Origin of the sequence: Rothia sp. HMSC058E10, assembly GCF_001809415.1 — a bacterium.
Classification (GTDB): domain Bacteria; phylum Actinomycetota; class Actinomycetes; order Actinomycetales; family Micrococcaceae; genus Rothia; species Rothia dentocariosa.
This window is the reverse complement of sequence record NZ_KV797619.1, coordinates 100,633-121,617: the sequence shown is the minus strand read 5'-3', so window position 1 is coordinate 121,617 and position 20,985 is coordinate 100,633. Positions and strand designations below refer to the sequence as shown.

Genomic DNA, 20,985 nt, shown 5'->3' with positions numbered 1-20,985 from the left:
TCTTACCGTACTAGGATTTTCAGAACACTTCGGATACAAAGAATGTTGTCTATTTAAATTGGTCTTTGAGTCGCGAAAAAAGACCATGTTTTTGTTTGACGTGGGTGCCTTCGTGCAAGTCTTCTCCACGAAGTTCAGCGAATTTTTGGAGCAACTCACGTTGTTCGGAGTTTACATTGGTCGGTGTTGTGACCTGAATACGTACCTGTAGGTCTCCGCGTTTATCGGAGTGAAGGCGGGTAACACCTAAGCCGTTCAAAGTTACGATGTCGCCGCTTTGTGCGCCTTCAGGGATGGTGATCTCTTGAACCCCATCGAAGGTTTCTAAGGGTACGGTGGTTCCTAAAACGGCTGCGACCATAGGAATATTCACCGTTGTGGTGAGATTATCACCATCGCGAACAAAGTATTTATCGCGCTTAACGTTGAGATCAATATAAAGATCGCCATTGGGACCACCATTGAGTCCAGCTTCGCCTTTACCTCGCAGACGTATGCGGGCTCCGTCATTAACACCGGCGGGAACGGTGAAGGTCAGCGGGAGTTTTTCGCCCACACGGCCCTGTCCGTGGCATTCTGGGCAGCGGTGTTTGATGACGGTGCCATATCCCTGACAGCTGGGGCACTCTACCTGCTGCATGACGGTTCCTAGGATGGATTGAACACGGCGCTGCATGAATCCCTGGCCATGACAGGTCTCACAGGTTTCGGGGTGGGTTCCGGGAGCGGTTCCTTCACCTTCACAGGATTTACAAGTGACGGCCGTGTTAAGCTCTACAGTCTTTTCGACGCCAAAAACTGCGTCTTTAAGGGATATCGAGACGTTGATAAGTGCGTCTTGTCCCTGGCGTACGCGGGATGCGGGACCGCTTTGTCCACCGCCTCCGGTAAACATATCGAAAAGGTCTTGGAACCCGAAACTTCCTGAGCCAAAGCCGCCGAACCCTCCTGCGCCTCCAGGGAATCCTGCACGACCCTGTTCATCGCCGGTAGCGTCGTAATTACGGCGTTTCTCGTTATCTGAGAGTACTTCGTAGGCGAGGGTTACACGTTTGAATTCCTCAGCTGCCTCTTCGGATGGGTTAACGTCGGGGTGCAGTTGACGCGCCTTTTTACGGTACGCTTTTTTGATCTCTTCGGGGCTTGCATCCTTCGAGACTCCAAGAGTTGAGTAGTGATCGCTCACGTGTTTCTTCTATCCTTTTCGTACCGGAGTGCTCCGGATATGGTGTCAATATAAAATCGGTAAGTTTACGGGGTTCTGAGGAATTACTCGCACGATGTCATGATGCTCGTGTGCCTAAGACATGACCTAGATAGCGAGCTACCGCGTTCACCGCCGCAATGTTACCACGGTAATCCATGCGGACTGGACCCACCACGCCAAGTTTTGCCGTATGCTTCCCCAAGGCGCCTTCATTATCTGGTAAATGTTGTTTGCCGTATGAAACTACAACGGGTGAATCGTATTCACCAGTGACAATAGAAGCTCCTTGAAGCGCTTGCTCCGTATTCTCGTGACCGATCCTTACACTGTACCCGGCTTCTTGAACCGATGCGTGAGACAGCACGCGAAGCAGCGTAACTTGTTCTTCGAGCGCATCCAAAATGGGAGCTATGCTCGCCGAGAAGTCGTCGTGACTTCGTGCTAGGTTTGAGGTGCCAGAGATCGCGAAGCGAATATCTCGTTCAAAATAAGGCTGTGCTCGCAGATGATCCACGATAGCTTCGGTGAGCTCCGGAGAACGGCCTCGCAACGCTGGATGATGCGCTTCTGGCAGCAATGCACTTATGTTTTCGAAAGGTAAACCCTGAAGCATTTTGAGCAGGTTCTCTTTAATCGCTGCAAGAGCTGACACAGTTTCATCATGCGATAAGGCTGTAGTCTCTGGCAGTATCACAGTGACCCGGTGGATTGTGCCAAGATCACTGATAAGCAATGCTAAGAGCGTGCGTGAATCTAGGGGTACGAACTCAAGATGCAAGAGAGTTCCAGCGTTACGTGTTGGGTACTGGATAAGCGCCACCTGATGCGTGAGATGGGCAAGTGTTCGGGTGGCGGCTTCAATCATGTCTTCTACGCTGTGTGCGCTTTCAAGAATTTGCCGTAACGCCGAAACTTGGGTTGCAGAGAGAGCACGCGGCGCGGCTAGAGCATCGACGAAGAACCTGTATCCCTGTTCTGTAGGAATACGCCCAGCGCTGGCGTGCGGTGCGCTCAAAAGTCCCTGTTCTTCTAAAGCTGCCATATCATTGCGTATCGTGGCACTGGATACTTGAAGATGGTGGCGCTGTGCCAGCGTCTTTGAACCTATGGGTTCGCCTGTGCGCACGTAGTCTTCAACGATTGCCTGCAATATGCGCATACGGCGTTCGTGTGACATGGTACTCCTTGCGACCCTATCGGTGGTTAATAATCTGGAAAAGCATAATCTGGCACTCTTATTGAGAGAGTGCTAAAAACTACTTTTATCATAGCCGGGTAACCCCTAGCGGTACTAGTCTTTCGCCAGAAGCGAGTTATCAATACTTTAGAATTGGATGGGTTCTGCCAAAAGCTAACCTGCGGAAACCAGGCAATATCCGTGGTGCCGTTGTACGAAGGATGCAAGATATGAGTGAACGATACGCTTGGGGTGCACAAGATCTATCACGTGCCTCAATAAATAACAGGCATGCTCCTCCTCGTCGGGTCGAGCTAAAACGCGGGATGGTCCTTGAGGATCTTAACGGGTGGGTTGGCGAAGTAGTGCGTGCCGAACGTATCGGTGGAGAAATATTTTTCGGGCTTGAAGACGCTCACGGACGGGTCAAAAATTTTCCTTTAGGAATCGGGTACTTTCTTGAGGGCGAACCGGTTGAGATTGTTGCCCCAACACCACGAAAGACCTCAGGGCGCAAAATTTCTCGTTCTGGTTCGGTAGCAGTTGAAAACGCTCCAGCACGGGTGGCGCGCGCATCTAGAATCTGGGTTGAGGGGCTTCATGATGCGGAACTCGTCGAGAAAGTGTGGGGCCATGATCTGCGGGTTGAAGGTATTGTGGTCGAGCCCCTTCATGGTGTTGATGATTTAGCAACTGCCGTTAAAGAGTTCTCCCCCGGTCCAGAGCGACGACTTGGAATTCTTGTGGATCATCTTCTGAAAGGCACCAAGGAAGAACGTGTTGTGGCGGAGGCTTTAGCTGTTCCCGGCGCTGCTGGAAATATTAAGATTGTGGGGCACCCTTTCATTGATATTTGGCAGGCCGTCAAGCCGCAGGTTCTCGGAATTCCAGCATGGCCGCAGGTGCCTCGAGGTGAGGACTGGAAGAAAGGAATTCTACGTCGGTTGGGACAGCCACATCAAAACCAGGAAGACGTGGCAAACGCCTGGAAACGTATTCTTTCCCGAGTTGACTCTTATTCCGATCTTGATCCTACGCTGCTAGGACCTGTTGAGTCGCTCATTGATTTTCTGACTGAATAAGGTAATGTGAGTAGCTCAGGTTGTCTATGCCGCGCCTCTGGCGAGGCGTTCGGTAAAACACGTTACAATAAATAAGGATTTTAGGTTGTACAGGTGCACCAACTGAGGCATGTGTACGGCAGAGCAAAATAGACGAGTAATAATCAGGATTTCTGTGGTTCAAGATACTCGCCCGGAGGGGCATAAACGAAACATTACACCTTTGCCTGTGTCGCAGGACCGGAGCATGGCGACTTTTGCTCACTTTAGCGGCATCATCGGGTTTTTGCCTGCCGCTGCTATCTACTATTTGTATCGTGACCGCGCTCCCTTCACTGAGCAAGAGTCACGTGAAGCCATGAACTTTACGCTTCTGCCTTCAATCATAATTCTTGTTCTTCTCATTTTGAGCTTTGTGCCCGGCATGGCAAGCCTCATGATGTTCTTTACTGCTATTCTGTGGCTTTATATGGCGATCAGTTCCGTAATTGCGGGCATCTACGCCGCTCAAGGAGAACCTCATAGGTACAAGCTCAACCTGCGTATCCTTGACCTTTTCCTCAAGCCTGCTGAAGACTTCAAAGAAAAGAAGAAGCAGCACCGAGAAGAAATGGAAGGGCAACAGCAACAACAGGCAGCCGAGCGCCGCGTATAAACAGACTTATACATCGTATAAGGCACCCCGGGTCACTATTTCGATATGGAATATGTGGCCCTTTATTTTTACGCGCATATTACATACCACATAAAACACCTGTTAACGATTGAAGGCCCCTGATACACAAGGGACCTTCAACCGTATTCACTCAACTTCAGCAAAGACGACAACACGCTGTAACATATACCGTCCTGCCAATATAGACTCTACCTTAGTTTCAACCTAATGTCTAGTAATTCAATTATTTTATCCTGAAAGTTAAGGCAATTATATTTTTGGGGTAAGTATTCTCGCATATTTTACGAGACATTTATTTTATATCTGGAAGTAATTCTCGAGTAACAGCATCACCTAAAAGTCGACCCTGCAACGTGAGTTTTACCGAAGCATCAGGATTGGGCATACCGGTATCCGTAAAAACATCGGATTCAATGAGACCTTGCGAGAGCAACCACCGTAAAGAAGACCCCAGGTCAGCGGCAGGATGCACGGCTAGAAGCTCGTGCATAGGCAGCCCCTCACGTACTCGAATCAACAGCATAATCGTCTCAAAAGAACGAGAATCTGAGTCTAAAATCTCTCGCGCTGCGGCCGGCGACTGCCCAGCTCGAACGCGATGCGCATAGGGAACGGGATGTTTAATATTCCACCACCGGGTACCGTTTATATGTGAATGTGCTCCCGGTCCTATTCCCCACCAGTCTTGATTACGCCAATACGCCATATTATGGTCACTTCGAGTATGCTCAGACCGAGAATAATTCGAGACCTCATACCACCGATATCCGGCTTGCATGAGAAGATCTTCTGCACGCAAATACATATCTGCCATGAGGTCATCATCAGGCATTGTATATTCACCGCGCCGAATTTGTGCGGCAAGTTTAGTACCGTCTTCAACAATCAAAGAATATGCAGAAATGTGGTCTGGCTGATAAGAAATCGCCGCTTGCACACTTTGCTCCCACTGCTCCAGCGTTTCTGACGGAGAGCCATAAATTAAATCTATCGATACTTGAAGACCAATATCTCGCGCCCACGCCACAACTTTAGGAACATTTTCGGGTGTATGGGTACGGTTAAGAACTTTCAAAACCTCGGGCACAACAGATTGCATACCAAAAGAAACACGCGTAAATCCGCCGTCTTTTAACGTCTGCAGATCCTCATAGGTGACAGAGTCAGGATTAGCCTCGGTGGTGACCTCAGCACCATCTTCGATACCGAAAATATCAATTGCAGTTTTCAGGATGCGCACCAAATCATACGCAGGGAGTTTCGTGGGCGTACCCCCGCCGAAGAATACCGTATGCAACGGCCGCTTTACCACCCCGGATGCTTCAAGAGTGCGAGCGGCAAAGAAAATCTCAGCTGTAGCATCGTCCGCATACGTACCCAGCCCTATCCCGTCACCAAAATCTTCGGTGGCATAAGTGTTGAAATCACAATACCCACATCGCACCGAGCAGAATGGAATATGTACGTAGAGGCTAAAATCACGGTTTTGGCACCCGTGCGCACACGAGGCTGGGATGCGTCCATCACGCGGCGCGGGCGCGCCAACCGGTTGCGCGGGTGCCATACAATGCCTCCTTCATGAGAATCTAGCCGAGTGCATGTGCGTAAAAATGATGGGTAGAGACGCTCTTTTCTTGGAGTCAGGTCTCTACCCGCAAGAAAGACGGTAAAGATTTACTTCTTTTTGTCTTTCTTCTCTTTCTCTTCGCCCGAAGATAGGGCGGCGATGAATGCCTCTTGCGGTACCTCGACGCGGCCGACCATCTTCATGCGCTTCTTGCCTTCCTTCTGCTTTTCCAGCAGCTTGCGCTTACGCGAAATATCGCCACCGTAGCATTTTGACAGCACGTCCTTGCGCATAGCGCGGATATTCTCGCGGGCAATGATGCGAGAACCAATAGCAGCCTGAATAGGAACCTCAAATTGCTGACGAGGTATTAGCTCACGGAGTTTACTCGTCATCATCAAACCGTACGAATAGGCCTTGTCGCGATGGGTAATAGCCGAGAAAGCATCCACTTTCTCACCCTGAAGCAGGATATCGACCTTCACCAGGTCAGCCTCTTCCTCACCATCGAACTTCCAGTCCAAGGATGCATACCCACGAGTACGGGACTTGAGCTGATCGAAGAAATCAAAGACAATCTCGGCCAGCGGCAGGCGGTACCGCATCTCAACGCGATCCTCAGATAGGTAGTCCATGCCGCCCATTTGCCCGCGGCGCGACTGGCACAACTCCATGATCGCCCCAATATAGTCGCTGGGGGCAATAATCGTACATGCCACCATCGGTTCACGAATGGTTGCGACTTTACCCTCGGGGAACTCGCTTGGATTAGTCACGCGCTTTGCATTACCCGATTCGTCCACAACATCGTAGATAACGTTGGGGGCGGTCGAAATAAGGTCGAGATTGAACTCGCGTTCCAAGCGTTCGCGCACGATTTCAAGGTGCAGCAGGCCTAAGAAGCCACACCGGAAACCAAACCCGAGTGCTGCAGAAGTTTCGGGTTCGTAGACAAGCGCAGCATCGTTGAGCTTGAGCTTGTCTAGGGCATCTCGCAACGCCGGATAATCTGAACCATCAATAGGAAATAGCCCAGAGAACACCATAGGTTTCGGGTCTTCATAGCCGCCTAGGGATTCTGCGGCAGGCTTGACGGCAGAGGTTACGGTATCGCCCACGCGGGACTGCCGAACGTCCTTCACGCCAGTGATCAAATAGCCCACTTCACCTACGCTCAGCCCTTTGGAGGGAATGGGGTCGGGTGAAATTACCCCAATCTCAAGCAGATCGTGTTCTGCTCCGGTAGACATCATCTTGATTTTCTGGCGCGGTTCAAGTTTTCCATCTACGACACGCACATAGGTGACCACTCCGCGGTAGGAATCGTACACCGAGTCAAAAATCATGGCGCGGGCAGGCGCATTCGCTTGGCCAACGGGCGCGGGTATACCTTCGACAATACGATCCAGTAGAGCTTCTACACCCTCACCGGTTTTACCCGAAACTCGCAGAACCTCCTCAGGTTCGCAACCAATAAGGTTTGCCAGCTCCTCAGCATATTTATCGGGCATAGCGGCGGGCAAGTCGATCTTATTCAGGACGGGAATAATCGTAAGATCGTTCTCCATCGCTAAGTAAAGGTTGGCGAGAGTTTGGGCTTCAATCCCCTGTGCTGCATCAACAAGAAGCAGAGCGCCTTCGCATGCGGCAAGTGAGCGAGAGACTTCATAGGTGAAGTCAACGTGTCCCGGAGTATCAATCATATTGAGTGCATAGGAAGTACCGTCGATCTCCCATGGCATACGTACTGCCTGGGATTTAATGGTGATGCCTCGTTCACGCTCAATATCCATGCGGTCAAGGTATTGTGCCTTCATATCGCGCGGCGCGACAACGCCAGTTGCCTGAAGCATACGGTCAGCGAGCGTGGATTTTCCGTGATCGATATGTGCAATAATGCAGAAGTTGCGAATAATCGCGGGGTCGGTAGCCGCCGGTATTGGCGGATTTTTCGACAGAGGAGCCACTCGCATATTCCTTTCATGGAGGTTCATCAGGCAGCTGGCACAGTTATCTTTTATTTTCCCATAATGCACGCTGGAAGCGCGAACCGGCACGGCTGGCGGGCACAAAGAATTCCCCGCCGGGAGAGAACCGACGGGGAAACCTTATCACTTCGCAATGCGCCTCATACAGAGGCTGACATTAGGAAAGTTTGTTAACCAGATGCGCTAGACCGGACTTCTTGTTAGCAGCGTTCTTCTTGTGCAGAACACCCTTAGAAACAGCCTTATCCAGCTTGCGGCTCACAAAACGCAGTGCCTCTTCGGCAGCTTCCTTGTTCTGTGCCTCAACAGCTTCCTTAACCCGGCGGGTTGCGGTCTTCAGCTCAGATTTAATAGCGTTGTTACGCAGACGAGCCTTCTCGTTGGTGAGGATGCGCTTTTTCTGGGACTTGATATTAGCCACGATTAAACTTTCTGTTTGTCTTATTGGTCGGTGAGGGCTATGCTGACCGATCATCGACTGAGCGGCGTGGGGATGCCTATGGCAACCGGCCAGCAGTGCCTGATGACCACCAGACACTCAACCACAAATCATAGCAGATAAGTGCCTGTAAGAATACCTTTTATTTCAAGGATGATATATGATTTTCGCGCTTTTGAGATAGGTACAATCTCGGACTAACGGCGGTTGTAGGCTTGTTCGATAAGGCGGAAAGTCTCTTGAGGCATAATTGCCCCTTCACGGCGCATGTTCTCAGGACGCACCCGTAAGACGCGATTGAGTTTGACCTCGGAGGCCCGACCCTGGGAATCCCAAGAGCCTGAACCAATATCTAGATAATTAGAATCTGCATGATCGCGGTTGTTGTGGTCTTTGCTGGTCATCATGAAGGCAAGCAGGTATTCCCCGTCACGTCCTACAAGGATGACCGGGCGGTCTTTACCCTGAGTATGGTCTTCTTCGTAAGGAACCCAAGTCCACACGATCTCACCAGGATCTGGATCGCCGTCCAATGAGGGAGAATACTCAAAGTCAATAGACCCGCGATAGTCTCCTGGATAGTCTGAGCCCTGTCCCTGCGAACTCTGCTGTTGAGAGGGCGCAGACTTAGAAGCACCGGGGCCTGGTTTCGGCGCATTTGATGTCTGAGGTTGTTCAGAATCGTGGTTGGTCTGTGCTTGCGACTGTTGTGCGTTATCACGCAGAGCATCTTCTGCTGCTTTCCGAAGCGAAGGCAAAACGGCGAAGAATGCTTTTTTCAGTGTTTGTAGCATGGAGTCCATTATGCCTTATGACGTAAATCTTTCCCTAGCTCATATATGAGCAAAATAAAAATGCATTTATGAGCGGTTATGAGGCAACGCAATGGCAAGTACCGCGCGTTCAACCGCATATACCGGGTCTAGACCCTCCCCCTTGAGCTGTGCGTCGGCATCAGCAAGTAGCTGCACGATACGGGCGATCTGTTCACCGGTGAAACGCCTTCCGTCACGTTGTGCCTGTTCAACCTGCCATGGAGCCATACCTACCTCACGGGCAAGTTCTTGGGCACTAGCACGCACATGATGCACGCGGGCAATATTGCGAATACGCATGGCAAGTGCCCCCAACAGAGGGATAGGCTCTGTTCCCGTTGCTAAAGCATGTCGCAAAAGCCTAAGCGCTTCTGCTGCGTTTCCCGTAACAGCGGCGTCTCCCACCCGAAAAGCGGTAACTTCGGTTCGCCCGCCATAGTAACGGTTCACGATCTCTTCGGTAATATTTCCCGCAACATCTGCTTGAAGTTGAGCACAGGCGGAAGCGAGTTCAGCGGTGTCATTGGTGGCGGCTACAAGTAGGCGTAGGGCGCCGGGATCGATAGTGCGTTTAGCCGCTCGGAATTCACTGGTGACAAATTCCGTTTTTTCGCGCTCGGCTTTGAGCGGTTTACAGGGAATAAGAACGTGGTTTTTACGTATGGCATCAATGAGTTTTTTGCCGCGGTTGCCGCCAGAATGCTGCATGATGAGCATAATGTCGGATTCTGGGGCAGCAATGTAGCTGAGAACATCGTTAAGGAAATCTTCACTCATGGTGGCGACGTTGTCAGCATCTATTATTTTGGCAGTCCCGAAGAGCGACGGGCTCGCGAGGAGAGTGAGTTCCCCCGCAGTGTAGGTGGAAGCGTTGATGGTGACTAGGTCTGCATTTGGATAGGTGCTATAAAAAGCGGTGCGCAGACGTTCACGTGCTCGTGAAGCGAAATACTCTTCGGAACCGTGGAGCATGATGACCGGTGCGGGATCTACGGTGCGCCATGCGTTATCAAGCGTTTTATTAGCGCGTTGGCCGCGGTAGTTGCCGCGTGATGAGCTTCCCCTGGGAGTCACGGTACCTCATTGCTCGTTCGGTGTGTTGCTGTTTCTATCATACCGAAGTGTCTTTGACCTATTTGGTGCGTTGGTGATTGACGGCGCGTGCTGGTTGCATGCTGAGTACCAGGTATACGTACATAATCGAGGTGAAGCTCGCGCTTGTAAATACGGTAATCCCAGAGCCATATCAGCAGGCTACCCGCAAAGACAGTAACTCCAGCAAAAGCTACAGATGCCAGAGTAACATCTACATCGAGTGGATTTGCGGGTGCTTGTGCAAAATATTTCGCTATGTATTCGATGCCCTGTGCCGGTATTCTACCGAGAATAAGAGCAATATCCGTGATGGCCGTGAAGTTGATGCTGTAGCTCAGGAACGCGGCAAGACCAGCAAACAAGGTGATCGCGGTTAGTGGAGCGGCAAGCATATTTGCGGGAATGGTATAGAGCGGTATTTTGCCGCTGATACCTAAAATCACAGGGGTACACCAGAGCGAGGCGCTGGCGGAAGCTGCTATAAGTTCGGCGAGGGTGTGCGGTAGAATGCGCATCAAGAGGCGCGTGAGTGAGGGTCCGAGCGCTATCAGCGATGCCGTAGCCACGGTGGAGAGCACGAAGCCGAGGTCACCGGCGAGTTTCGGCGCAGCGATGAGGCAGAGCACGATAGTGGTGGCGAGCGCGCTAAGAGTATTTCTCCCTGTGCCGCGGAGCATCGCCAAAGCTCCTAGTGACCCCATGAGAATAGAGCGGATTACGGATCCCTCAAAGGTGAGAATCGTGGAGTAGAGAACGACGGCGGTAATACCCATTCCGATCATGAGGCGGCGTGGAACGCGCACGAGAATTCCAAAACGGTATCCAGCCATGAAAATGATGGCGATATTTGCTCCAGAGACTGCGGTAAGGTGACTGAGCCCGCTAAGCTTATAGTTTTCCTTACTGGTGTTGGGCATCGCGGAGTCATCGCCATAGGCGGTACCTAGAAGTAACGCCGTGGTTTCGGCATCGAGGTGTCGGCGGGCGTAATCGCGCATCCTGGTGTTTAGGGCGCGTGTGTGCTCAAGATTTTGGTTCGGTTGAGGGAATATGCTTGCGCCTTTGAGGAATGCGGTGGTGCCTTTATTTTCAAGGGTTCCGAGCGCGTTAACCCGGGTTCCGGGGTTAAGCTGCTGTTTTTGTGTGTTGTTGTAAATACGAATATCTTCATGAATTGGTGCTCGAAGATTACGGTATTGAGCTGTGTCGGTGCTGAGAATGATCATATTCGTATGCGAGTCAAGAGGGCGTATTTCCCTGATGACTCCGGTTATACGTAACGAGGCTCCTTCGGCATCTCTTAGGGTCGTGCGGCTGGAATCCGTTCCGGTCAGTATGAGCAGGACAGCTTGCAGAGTCACCAAGAGCATAATGAACATGAACTGCCCGAGGATAGGACAAAGAATATGGGCGATTTTGCGTCCATAGAAGGTATTGAGCGTTATGGTGATTACTCCGAGCAGGCTAATAGTCACTAAAACGTAGTATTTATAGGGCTGAAAAGTACCGTGATACATGGCGGCCAGCGTGAAAATCCAGAGTACGACCGCCGAGACTATAAGCCGTATATCAAGGTGAATAATGGCACTGACAGCGCGAAACCATTCGCGGTTATGGTCGCGGCGATAGCGCATCCACTCGGTATGGGCGAAATTTCGAGTGAGATATGGTTTGAGCTTAGGCGGAATGTGCAGAAAACTCATGATGCGGCTCATTACCTATATGTTTGACGCTAACGGATTTAGACTGTGACGAGCGGGCGTAGCGAACTCATGAGAGAGGGACCGATGCCGGGTACCGCATCCAGTTCATCAACACTTTTGAAGCCTCCGTGAGCATCACGCCAAGAAATAATGCGGGCGGCCAGAGAAGGACCAATGCGCGGCAAAGTCTGCAGCTGCTCGGCAGTCGCAGTATTCAGGTTGATAGGAGAACCCGGTGCGCTCTGCTGCCCAGTGCCCGCGGAAGATTGCGGTGCCGCAGGATTTTGCGCGGTTCCCGGAGAACCGTTGGGTGAAGCACTGTTTCCTCCGGCTGGTGCGGCAAGTGCCGGTGCAGCGGTCTCCCCTGTCTTGGGGATGTAAAGCTGTGTGCCGTCGCTAAGGCTGCCCGCGAGGTTCACCCGGTTGAGGTCGGCATCCGGGGTTGCACCTCCTGCGGCTTCAAGGGCATCAATGGCGCGGGCATCAGCAGGGAGCGTTTGCACGCCAGGAGTTTTGACTGCTCCAGCTATATGCACTCGAATGGTGCCATTCTTATTCGGACCCTTATTCTGCGCAGATGAATCTGAGGGGGCGGCACTCGGAAGTACGGATGAGCTAACCCCTGGTGCCGCCACCTGGGCGCTACTGGTAGACTCTTCGTTTGCTTGCGGAGTGGGTGTAAATCCTAGCAACCCCCAGAGAATAATTCCTAGAACGCCCAAGGCTAAAACGAAGACGGCATAGGGCGGAATCTTCCACCGGAAAGCACGGGTTTTCGCTGGTGTTTCCCATTCGTCCCATTCATCCTGAATGAGCTCTTCGGGCATATTCTCACGCTGTGCAATAACGTGAGTAGTGCGCTCACCGCGCTGTTCATTGGCAGGGTTGTGCGCAGGTTTTACCGTGGAGATCTGCTGCTGCGTGCCCTCGTAGTAGCTTTCCGCCAAATCGTCTGGTTCGGTGCTATGAGTGGCGCGTTGTCTAACTCGTCTTAAGAGCTGTTCAGATGCCGACTCATGCTGCTCATACACGGTTTGTTCGTAAGAATCTGAGTAGAGTCTTCGAGGGCTTTTCCCCACCGAGGCAGAAGAAGCAGACCCTTCCGCAAAATCATCATGCGGCATAAGGCGTTCTGTGGGCTCGTCATCCCAGATCTCATACGGGCTTTGCTTCTCTGTCTGAGCTTCCTGTGCTTGTAACGACGTCTCGGCTCTTTCGGTTAGCGTCTGCATAGAAGAGCTTAGTGGATGAAATGCTTGGTGGGCGTTATCGCGGGTCATAGTGCAAGCCTAGCCGTGTGCTTGCTCGTCTGCCGAGCGATTCCTATATTCTGTGGATAACTATCCGAGTGGGACACAAAAACCGGCTATCCACAGGGATTGCGCCAATTTTTGCGGGTGAATCGGGTAATTTTAGCGGCTACACAAAGAAAAATGACATTCTCACATCGTATGGCTAATAGATGACAGCGGCAAGTGCTCCCAGTCCGGAATGCGCTGCTAATACGGGCGGGAGAGAGCTGAGAACCGTGTCCGAAGCGAAGGCGCCCAACGAATCTTGCAAGGCTTTAGCCTCCGCAAGGTTCCCCATATGGTGAAGCGCTACCACGTGACCGGTTGGTCGTACGCTGTGCTGCGCAGCCGTAGCTGCAGGATGCTTTTTTACCGATTGGTGCTTAGTACAAACGTCACGAATAATCTGCGTGAGGCGTTCTTTCGCGCGCGTTGCGGTACGGGGGCGCTCAACATAGGTCAGTTTTCCATCCGCGACCGTGCCGATAGGCTTGATCTGGAACATCTGCCCGACCATCGCCAACGCGGGCGAGACACGACCCCCGCGGCGAAGCGCATCGAGAGTAGGAATGTAGAAATAAATGTCGGTCTCGGCGCATATACCGGTAACTACTTCGGCAAGTTCCTCAGGACTATCGCAAATATCGGCTATATCATGGGCGTGCAATGCCGCATGCCCATAGGCTCCGGCGACGGTACGGGAATCAAGTACGGTCACTCGCGCTTTAGAAAGCTGCGCACCCACTCGCGCTGACTCAACGGTTCCAGAGAGCTCTCCCGAGAGGTGTATCGACAGAATATGCTCGTACCCTTCATCAACGAGGGCATCGTAGGTATCGGCAAAGACACCGGGGGCAGGGCCGGAGGTATTGACCGTATTTCCGAGGACATGCGCCATTAAAATGGCTTCGTCAATTTCCTCGAGGCTAAGACCGGTTAAATCGCGGGTATTCGTCTCGGTTCGTGTGCCCCTGATGCCTGCGCGTGCGGGCGTCTCTTGAACGGATACCGGCATGGGTACCACAGCAAAGCCACCGCGTTCTTGCCGCTCCTTAAGAATTTCAGGAGCAATAGCAGCGGCTGAGTCTGTCACGACAGCGATGCGTCCCATAAGGTACCTCCTGAATCTTAAAAATACGGCAATTTGCAATAACCGACTTTCTCATCATAGCTAAAAAGAATGGTGCCGCCGGAAGAAAAACCCGAAAAGTTTTCTTCCGGCGGCACCGCATCAACGTTCTGAAAACTCTAGATGACGATATTCACCAGTTTGGGGGCTCGCACAATCACCTTACGGATTTCGGAGCCTTCCACCAGCTTCGCGATAGTCTCGTCCTCCAGGGCTTGTTTTTCAAGCTCAGCTTCAGAAATATCTTTTGATACCTCAAGGCGCGCCTTAACTTTGCCCTTGATCTGTACGATTGCGGTGACGGTATCATCCACGAGCAGGGATTCATCTACCTGCGGGAAACCTGCGGTCAGCACCGGGTTATCGTATCCCAGCGCGTGCCACATGTCCTCGGCGGTGTACGGCGCGTAGAGTGACAATAAGATCGCAATAGTTTCGGCGGCTTCGCGCACCGCGGGGTCTGCTCCCCCAGGGCCCGAATCGATAGCCTTACGGGTAGCGTTCACCAGCTCCATAGTCTTGGCGACCACCACGTTGAACTTGCCCGCGTCAAGAAGCTGCTTCACATCGTGTATGGTACGCGCCACCAGCTTGTGCAGGTTCGCATCGCCGGATGCCGCATCCACACCAGGTTCGGAGGTAACGTTTTGAGCAATACGCCATGCGCGCGCCAAGAACTTCTGCGAACCGGCGGGCGAAACATCCGCCCAGTCCACATCATCTTCGGGCGGCGAAGCGAAGATCATGGTAGTGCGCACTGCATCCACACCGAATTTATCAAGCTGCTCACCCAGGTTTACACCATTGCCCAGCGATTTCGACATGGCCTTACCGCCGTTGAGAACCTGACCCTGATTCATGAGAGCCTTGAACGGTTCACTATGCTCAATCAACCCCAGATCGCGAATAACCTTGGTGAAGAAACGCGCGTACAGCAGGTGCAGAATTGCGTGTTCCACACCGCCCACGTACATATCGACCGCGCCCCATTCCCTGATCGCCTGCGGGTCGAAGGGGCCTTCGGCGTAGCGGGGCGAAGCATAGCGCAGGAAGTACCAGGAGGAATCCACGAAGGTATCCATCGTGTCGGAATCGCGGCGGGCGCTCTTACCGCACTGTGGGCAGGGAACTATAGCCCAATCATCGGCGGCAGCAAGGGGTGATTGTCCCTTGGGAGCTAACTGTTCACCGCGCAGATTATCTGGGAGCAGAACCGGCAGCTGTTCTTCAGGAACCAGTACCTCGCCACAGTCCTCACAGTGAATCACGGGAATAGGCGTGCCCCAGAAACGCTGGCGCGAGAGCAACCAGTCGCGCAGGCGGTAAATAACCTTACCTTCGCCGGTGCCGGCAGCCTCAACCAGCTCGGTAGCCTTCGCAATAGCCTCTGCCTTAGGAAGTCCGGTTAGCTCACCGGAGTTAATGAGCACCCCATCGCCCGCAGTGGCGATACCCGACTCGGCTGGGTCTTCCTCGCCCTCAACATCGAGCACCGTCACGATCGGCAGGTCGAATTTCTTGGCGAAGTCAAGGTCGCGCTGATCGTGCGCGGGCACCGCCATAATAGCGCCGGTACCATAATCGGCAAGCACATAATCGGAAGCCCAGACCGGCAGCTTTGCGCCGTTCAGCGGGTTGATTGCGTAGCGCCCAGTAAACATACCGGTCTTTTCACGCTCGGAAGACTGGCGGTCAATATCGCTGAGCGCCTTAATCTGCTCGCGGTAGTCCTCTAGCGCCTGTGCCTGTTCGGGTGCCACAATCTTCTCGGCAAAGGTCGAGTCAGCGGCAACAACAATAAAGGTTGAACCGTAGAGGGTATCTGGGCGGGTGGTGAAGACCGTGAAGGATTCGGCAGGCTGCGCCTCGGTAGCCTCAATCTTGAAACGAACCTCAGCACCTTCGGAACGTCCAATCCAGTTCCGCTGCATCAGCAGAACACGTTCGGGCCATTTGCCCTCAAGCTGCTCCATATCGTCAAGAAGCTGCTGGGCGTAGTCAGTAATCTTGAAGTACCACTGATTTAGCGACTTCTTAGTAACCGTGGTGCCGCATCGTTCACAGGCACCGTTAACCACCTGCTCGTTCGCGAGCACGGTCTGATCTTTGGGGCACCAGTTCACCATCGAGTCTTTGCGGTAGGCCAAGCCCTTCTTATAGAACTGCTCGAAAAGCCACTGGGTCCACTTATAGTATTCGGGGTCTGAGGTGTGCAGGCGTCGATCCCAGTCCACTGCGATAGCGTAGCGTTTGAAAGATTCTGCCTGCGTGTCAATATTCTTGTAGGTCCACTCTTTTGGGTGGGTACCGTTCTTGATAGCAGCGTTTTCTGCGGGCAAACCGAAAGAATCCCAACCGATGGGGTGCAGAACATCGTAGCCGCGCTGCTTGTAGTAGCGGGCATTCATGTCTCCAATAGCAAACGCTTCTGCGTGGCCCATATGCAGGTCGCCTGAGGGGTACGGAAACATGTCTAGCACATAGCGGCGACCTTTCGCGGCGTTGCCGGTTGGCTTGAAGACACCCGTTTCTTCCCAGTAGGGGCGCCATTTCGCTTCCTGTGCACGGAAGTCATACGCATTCTCGGTGCGTTCGGTCTCTACCTCAGCAGACACTACGATTCCTTTGACGTTTGATTTTCGCTAACCAACCTATTCTAGCGTGTACCCACAAAGGTTTCTTGATGTATTCATAAACTCACGAGTTCCCGTTTCATATCGTGGATGCCCACCGTCCGCGCCCGCTTCGCCTTCGTTTCCGCCCGATTACCCCCGCGCGTATAAACCATTTTTAGCCGTATACGACGAAAAACTCTGAATATTGTTTGACTTTTCATCTAAATCTCCAGCACCTACACAGAAATTCCACGTACACTGAGAGAAATCATTGTGTGCGTAAGCCGGTTTACGCACGCCCTCCGTGAATCTCCCGCAGGGATTTACAGCGACCGAGCCCGCAACACACGAAAGGCACCCGCCGTGACATCACCCAGTACCGTTCTTGAAGGTGTGCCGGGGGCACTCATCCCGGGCACCAGATTTGAAATAGAGCTTCTTGGGGCAACTACACGGTATTGGCAGTACGGTGCGGGCATGAACACCGGCGTTTTTCCTGTCGAAAGCTCTCCAAAGATCCTGCTGATTCACGGGTTCCGCGGCGATCATCACGGGCTTGAGATTATTGCGAACAGGCTTCTGAAGCTTTTACCCGAAGCTAGTATTATCAGCCCTGACTTACCGGGTTTTGGGCGTTCAGAAGACCTGCCCATGACTGTTTCTTTGCAGGGCTATACCGCATGGCTGCACGCGCTTATTGAGCAGATAAACCCTGCATGCCCTGATGGCTCTGATATTCACGTGGTAGGACACTCGTTTGGATCTATCGTAACCGCCGCTTATGCCGCCGAATATCCACATGGACTTGACCGCCTAACGCTCATTAACCCCATTAGCGAGCCCGCACTCGAAGGGTCACAGAAGATTGCCTCGCGAGCGGCATCGTTTTACTATCGCGTGGGCGCGGCGCTTCCCGAAAAAATTGGCTATCCATTGCTGCGTTCGCAGCTGATTACCCGTGTGACGAGCGAGCTGATGATGCGCACCCGCGAACCCGCCATGCGCCGCTTTATCAATAACCAGCACGCCGCATATTTTGGGTCTTTCGGATCGCGTAAGGGTGTTTTGCAGGCGTATGAGGTTTCGATTTCGGCAACCGCCGCCGAGTTTGCCCCGCAGATTCAAGTTCCCGTGCAGATGCTTGTTGCCGAAGACGATGATTTGGGTACCCCGCAGACGGCGCGCACAATGTTTGCCGCGCTTGAGGGGCGCCCGCACTCCCCCGGTGAACGTTTTGAGATGATTCCTGAGGTTGGGCATTTGATTCATTATGAGACGCCTACAGCGGCGGCAGGTTTGATTGCAGAGTTCACGCACGAAGATTTTACGGTGTAATCCCGAGGAGAATCCTATGAAACTTATGGTTGACGCCCGTTATACACGTATTGGCTTTCACGACGGCATTAGCCGGTATACCGCTTCGCTGTTGGGCGCGTTGAAGGACCTGATGGATTCCAATGCTCCCGAGGTCGCCGATCTGCAGTTGGTGATGGTGATTAGTGATGAACGCCAGCTGCAGATGCTCCCGGATTTGCCGCACGTGAAGATTTGTTCGCCGACCGGCCCCTTAGAACCGACTGCGGCTCTTCAGCTCAACAAGTACAAGCCGGATGTGGTGTTTTCCCCTATGCAGACGATCGGTTCGGTAGGGCGTAAGTTCAAGCTGGTGCTGACCCTGCATGACCTGATTTATTATGCGCACCCGACTCCTCCGGGATTTTTGCCTGCACCGGTGCGTGCGGGGTGGCGGCTGTTCCATAAGAGCTATACACCGCAGCGCATACTGCTGAACCGGGCAGATGCCGTGGTGACGGTTTCGGAGTCTACGGCGCGGTTGATTCGTGAGCACCGACTGACGGAGAAGCCGCTGCATGTGGTGCCGAACGCCCCACAGCCGGGGTCTGTGGTGAGCGAGGATGAGGCCCTGCGCCGTGCGAAGTCACGGGCTGAGGGTGCAAGCAGGCACCTAGTGTATATGGGCTCGTTCATGCCGTATAAGAATGTTGAGACTCTGCTGTACGCCATGCGTGAGCTGCCGGGGTACACGCTGCATCTGCTGTCGAAGATGCCGGATGCGCGCCGTGCCGAGCTTGAAGATCAGGGGCTGCTCTCTCCCCTGGCGGCAGGCTCGAAAGTGGTGGTGCACAACGGGGTCTCTGATGAAGAGTATGCGGAGCTGCTGGAGTCTGCGCACGCACTGGTGACGGCTTCACGGGCTGAGGGGTATGGGCTGCCTGTGGTGGAGGCTCAGGCGGCGGGCTGCCCCGCCGTGATTAGCAATATCGATATTTTTCGCGAGATCGCCCCGCACGCCGTTTTCGCTCCTGTCACAGAGGATCCACAGGCGGATGCGCCCGCCTGGGTTGAGGCGATCCGCTCCCTCGAAAACGACACAGTACGTGACCGCGTGATCCTCGAAGGCCTGCAGGATGCCTCGCACTATTCCTGGCGGGACTCGGCGTTGAAGCTGGTACGAATCATAAATTCTCTACAAGAATAAAGTTAAGGTTATCTAATCTATTAGATGTAATTTTGCATCTGAACTGTCTGAATATTTAAGGTAGTCGAGAAAGCACACGGCTTTTGCTTTTAAAGTAGCGGGTTTATTGGGCAGATCGTCCCATATATCTCTAAGATATTTTTCGAATTCATCAGAATTTATATTATTCTTTTCAAGCTTAAATATAGCATTCAAGCGACTTTCATAAGAAATTTTTGAATTATCTTGCATGTTATAGTTAATAATATTTTCAAAAGTTAATTCACTTTTACTTATCTTTTCTTGAAAGAACTTCCGTGTTGAAGCAGAGGATATTTTGGTTTTAACACGGGTAATCCGTTCTTGAATATTCTTTTTTATATCTTTACTTGCCGATCTAGTTAGCAGATCGTTTAGATCTTCCTCAGTAATTTCGGCGAGGTATTTATGGATTGGCATCCACGCACGAAGTCGTTTTTTGTCTGATACATACTCAATTCTCTGTTTGGCACCCCACTGAATTTTACTGCCCCAGAGATATTCATGGATAAATTGAGAACTTTTTACCTCGTGCAATCCGGTGTTCGCAAGATATTTCTCACGAACGCCGATACCAACGATAAATTCAAGATCTATATCTTGATTTTTCTCAATTCGTTTTTCTAATTCTTCAATATCTATTGATGCAATTTTTGAGCTTGGATCATGTTCTGTTGCTAGCTCGTATAATTGATTTTTAAATAGCCGCATGACAGGAGCAGAAACTTTTTGTTTAGTTTCAGATAAATATGAGTATAAATCAATATAATTTGATACATTTATACATGGAATCTGAAGGTCATGTTTTCCTACAGATATACGATAAATTTCTCGTGACTCATTGCCGGATTTTGACCACCTAATGAATATTAGTTGGTTTTGTAGGTCATATATTTTTGCTGAATCTGGATGTCCTTCGAGGCATATAATTATAGATGAAAGTATTTTCTTAATATTTGGATCACTTATTGAATATCCTATAAATATGATCGGATTTTCCACAAACATAGTTAATATTTTAGATGTTAAATAAGCACCTCGGTCATCAAATTTTTTGTAATCTTCTTTTGTTAGAACTAAAGATTCATAGTTACTGACACTTCCATGTATTTTATATATTTCACCAACACCCTGTATTGGAGACATGAGCATCTCATTTTGACCTACATACACTGAGTATCCGGGGAATATCGTATCAAGAAGTGAATCATAGTTTGTAGTTATAATTCCTGGGACATTTATTGTAGAAAATTGAGTTAGTTCTTCTTGAAGAATTGGATCTAAGGTATCTCTATTACAGAACCCGCTATTTTTTACTCTATTTTCTATAATCTGGCATGCAATATATTTGAGTGCACTCTGCTCACCACGACCAATATCTTTGCCTCCTGCATTATTTATATATTTTTCTAATGCTGTACCATTCCACCATTCTTCACGGACACGCTCAGATAAGGCTGAAGCGACTTGGGGAAGTTCTTCACCATTAGGTGCATAATACCCATATTCTAACCCAGATAAATTAGCTATTTCTTTTAGCAAAGCCTCCCATGTTGGAGTACCTGCATAGCGCATTGAAAATCCAGAGCCTATAAATAGAAATGGAGAATTTTTCCCTTTAAGGAGTTTTCTTAATTCCTCTTTTATGTCCATAATTTCCTCTCGATCACATAATACATATTGTAACACTGTATACAAATATA

16 protein-coding genes are annotated in these 20,985 nt (G+C 51.3%); 4 read left to right on the top strand and 12 right to left on the bottom strand.

Translation table 11 applies throughout. From position 1 onward, the window contains the following. Positions 1–49: 49 nt before the first annotated feature. On the bottom strand, positions 50–1,186 hold the full coding sequence (gene dnaJ, locus HMPREF2609_RS03475; protein WP_004004697.1) for a molecular chaperone DnaJ: 1,137 nt from the start codon (positions 1,184–1,186) through the stop codon (positions 50–52). A gap of 97 nt (positions 1,187–1,283) precedes the next feature. After that, positions 1,284–2,384, bottom strand: coding sequence for a heat-inducible transcriptional repressor HrcA (hrcA, locus tag HMPREF2609_RS03470; RefSeq protein ID WP_048752138.1), 1,101 nt, complete (start codon positions 2,382–2,384; stop codon positions 1,284–1,286). A gap of 230 nt (positions 2,385–2,614) precedes the next feature. On the opposite strand from hrcA, the gene HMPREF2609_RS03465 reads away from it, so the two are divergent. Together HMPREF2609_RS03465 and HMPREF2609_RS03460 are read left to right on the top strand one after the other, a co-directional pair. Beyond that, complete coding sequence (locus HMPREF2609_RS03465) at positions 2,615–3,466, top strand: DUF3097 family protein (protein WP_246825557.1); 852 nt, start codon at positions 2,615–2,617, stop codon at positions 3,464–3,466. Positions 3,467–3,692: 226 nt separating this feature from the next. Next, positions 3,693–4,100 carry a DUF4870 domain-containing protein gene (locus HMPREF2609_RS03460; protein WP_115333646.1) on the top strand — a complete coding sequence of 136 codons (408 nt, stop codon included), beginning with the start codon at positions 3,693–3,695 and terminating at the stop codon, positions 4,098–4,100. A 313-nt stretch (positions 4,101–4,413) separates the two neighbouring features. Here HMPREF2609_RS03460 and hemW read toward each other — a convergent pair whose 3' ends face one another. From hemW to leuS, 9 genes are all read right to left on the bottom strand, one after another. Next, a complete protein-coding gene (gene hemW / locus HMPREF2609_RS03455; protein WP_070535061.1) occupies positions 4,414–5,685 on the bottom strand; it encodes a radical SAM family heme chaperone HemW in 1,272 nt (423 codons plus the stop codon). Between the two features lie 110 nt (positions 5,686–5,795). Next, the gene (gene lepA / locus HMPREF2609_RS03450) at positions 5,796–7,655 is read right to left on the bottom strand and encodes a translation elongation factor 4 (protein ID WP_070450296.1); all 1,860 of its coding nucleotides are present in this window, start codon (positions 7,653–7,655) and stop codon (positions 5,796–5,798) included. Positions 7,656–7,833: 178 nt separating this feature from the next. Next, on the bottom strand, positions 7,834–8,097 hold the full coding sequence (rpsT, locus tag HMPREF2609_RS03445) for a 30S ribosomal protein S20 (RefSeq protein ID WP_004004703.1): 264 nt from the start codon (positions 8,095–8,097) through the stop codon (positions 7,834–7,836). A gap of 215 nt (positions 8,098–8,312) precedes the next feature. Then, positions 8,313–8,909: a type II toxin-antitoxin system PemK/MazF family toxin gene (locus tag HMPREF2609_RS03440; RefSeq protein ID WP_037231502.1), complete on the bottom strand. Its 597-nt coding sequence runs from the start codon at positions 8,907–8,909 to the stop codon at positions 8,313–8,315. Between the two features lie 66 nt (positions 8,910–8,975). Further along, entirely contained in the window at positions 8,976–10,004 is a 1,029-nt protein-coding gene (gene holA, locus HMPREF2609_RS03435; protein WP_070535059.1) for a DNA polymerase III subunit delta, read from the bottom strand. Next, a complete protein-coding gene (locus HMPREF2609_RS03430) occupies positions 10,001–11,728 on the bottom strand; it encodes a ComEC/Rec2 family competence protein (RefSeq protein ID WP_246825556.1) in 1,728 nt (575 codons plus the stop codon). The genes holA and HMPREF2609_RS03430 overlap by 4 nt, the downstream gene beginning before the upstream one ends. A 38-nt stretch (positions 11,729–11,766) precedes the next feature. Then, positions 11,767–13,008, bottom strand: a complete 1,242-nt coding sequence (locus HMPREF2609_RS10530) for a ComEA family DNA-binding protein (protein ID WP_083296685.1) — start codon at positions 13,006–13,008, stop codon at positions 11,767–11,769. 175 nt (positions 13,009–13,183) lie between these two features. After that, on the bottom strand, positions 13,184–14,131 hold the full coding sequence (locus HMPREF2609_RS03420) for a DegV family protein (protein WP_070535057.1): 948 nt from the start codon (positions 14,129–14,131) through the stop codon (positions 13,184–13,186). 137 nt (positions 14,132–14,268) lie between these two features. After that, positions 14,269–16,764 (bottom strand): leucine--tRNA ligase, encoded by a 2,496-nt coding sequence (leuS, locus tag HMPREF2609_RS03415; protein ID WP_070535055.1) that lies wholly within the window; start codon positions 16,762–16,764, stop codon positions 14,269–14,271. A gap of 363 nt (positions 16,765–17,127) precedes the next feature. Here leuS and HMPREF2609_RS03410 point away from each other — a divergent pair, with 363 nt between their 5' ends. Continuing rightward, entirely contained in the window at positions 17,128–18,099 is a 972-nt protein-coding gene (locus tag HMPREF2609_RS03410) for an alpha/beta fold hydrolase (RefSeq protein ID WP_070535053.1), read from the top strand. A gap of 16 nt (positions 18,100–18,115) precedes the next feature. Next, a complete protein-coding gene (locus HMPREF2609_RS03405; RefSeq protein ID WP_070535051.1) occupies positions 18,116–19,264 on the top strand; it encodes a glycosyltransferase family 4 protein in 1,149 nt (382 codons plus the stop codon). 12 nt (positions 19,265–19,276) lie between these two features. Here the strand turns inward: HMPREF2609_RS03405 and HMPREF2609_RS03400 are convergent, their stop codons facing one another. Next, positions 19,277–20,935: an SIR2 family protein gene (locus tag HMPREF2609_RS03400; RefSeq protein ID WP_048754034.1), complete on the bottom strand. Its 1,659-nt coding sequence runs from the start codon at positions 20,933–20,935 to the stop codon at positions 19,277–19,279. Positions 20,936–20,985 lie beyond the last annotated feature (50 nt).

What these genes read in the sequence shown, in the direction of transcription:
- HMPREF2609_RS03430 (WP_246825556.1), bottom strand. Translation starts at nt 11,728, where the DNA reads ATGAGTTTTCTGCACATTCCGCCTAAGCTCAAACCATATCTCACTCGA.
- hrcA (WP_048752138.1), bottom strand. Translation starts at nt 2,384, where the DNA reads ATGTCACACGAACGCCGTATGCGCATATTGCAGGCAATCGTTGAAGAC.
- HMPREF2609_RS03465 (WP_246825557.1), top strand. Translation starts at nt 2,615, where the DNA reads ATGAGTGAACGATACGCTTGGGGTGCACAAGATCTATCACGTGCCTCA.
- HMPREF2609_RS03460 (WP_115333646.1), top strand. Translation starts at nt 3,693, where the DNA reads ATGGCGACTTTTGCTCACTTTAGCGGCATCATCGGGTTTTTGCCTGCC.
- HMPREF2609_RS03400 (WP_048754034.1), bottom strand. Translation starts at nt 20,935, where the DNA reads ATGGACATAAAAGAGGAATTAAGAAAACTCCTTAAAGGGAAAAATTCT.
- HMPREF2609_RS10530 (WP_083296685.1), bottom strand. Translation starts at nt 13,008, where the DNA reads ATGACCCGCGATAACGCCCACCAAGCATTTCATCCACTAAGCTCTTCT.
- HMPREF2609_RS03440 (WP_037231502.1), bottom strand. Translation starts at nt 8,909, where the DNA reads ATGCTACAAACACTGAAAAAAGCATTCTTCGCCGTTTTGCCTTCGCTT.
- HMPREF2609_RS03420 (WP_070535057.1), bottom strand. Translation starts at nt 14,131, where the DNA reads ATGGGACGCATCGCTGTCGTGACAGACTCAGCCGCTGCTATTGCTCCT.
- hemW (WP_070535061.1), bottom strand. Translation starts at nt 5,685, where the DNA reads ATGGCACCCGCGCAACCGGTTGGCGCGCCCGCGCCGCGTGATGGACGC.
- HMPREF2609_RS03405 (WP_070535051.1), top strand. Translation starts at nt 18,116, where the DNA reads ATGAAACTTATGGTTGACGCCCGTTATACACGTATTGGCTTTCACGAC.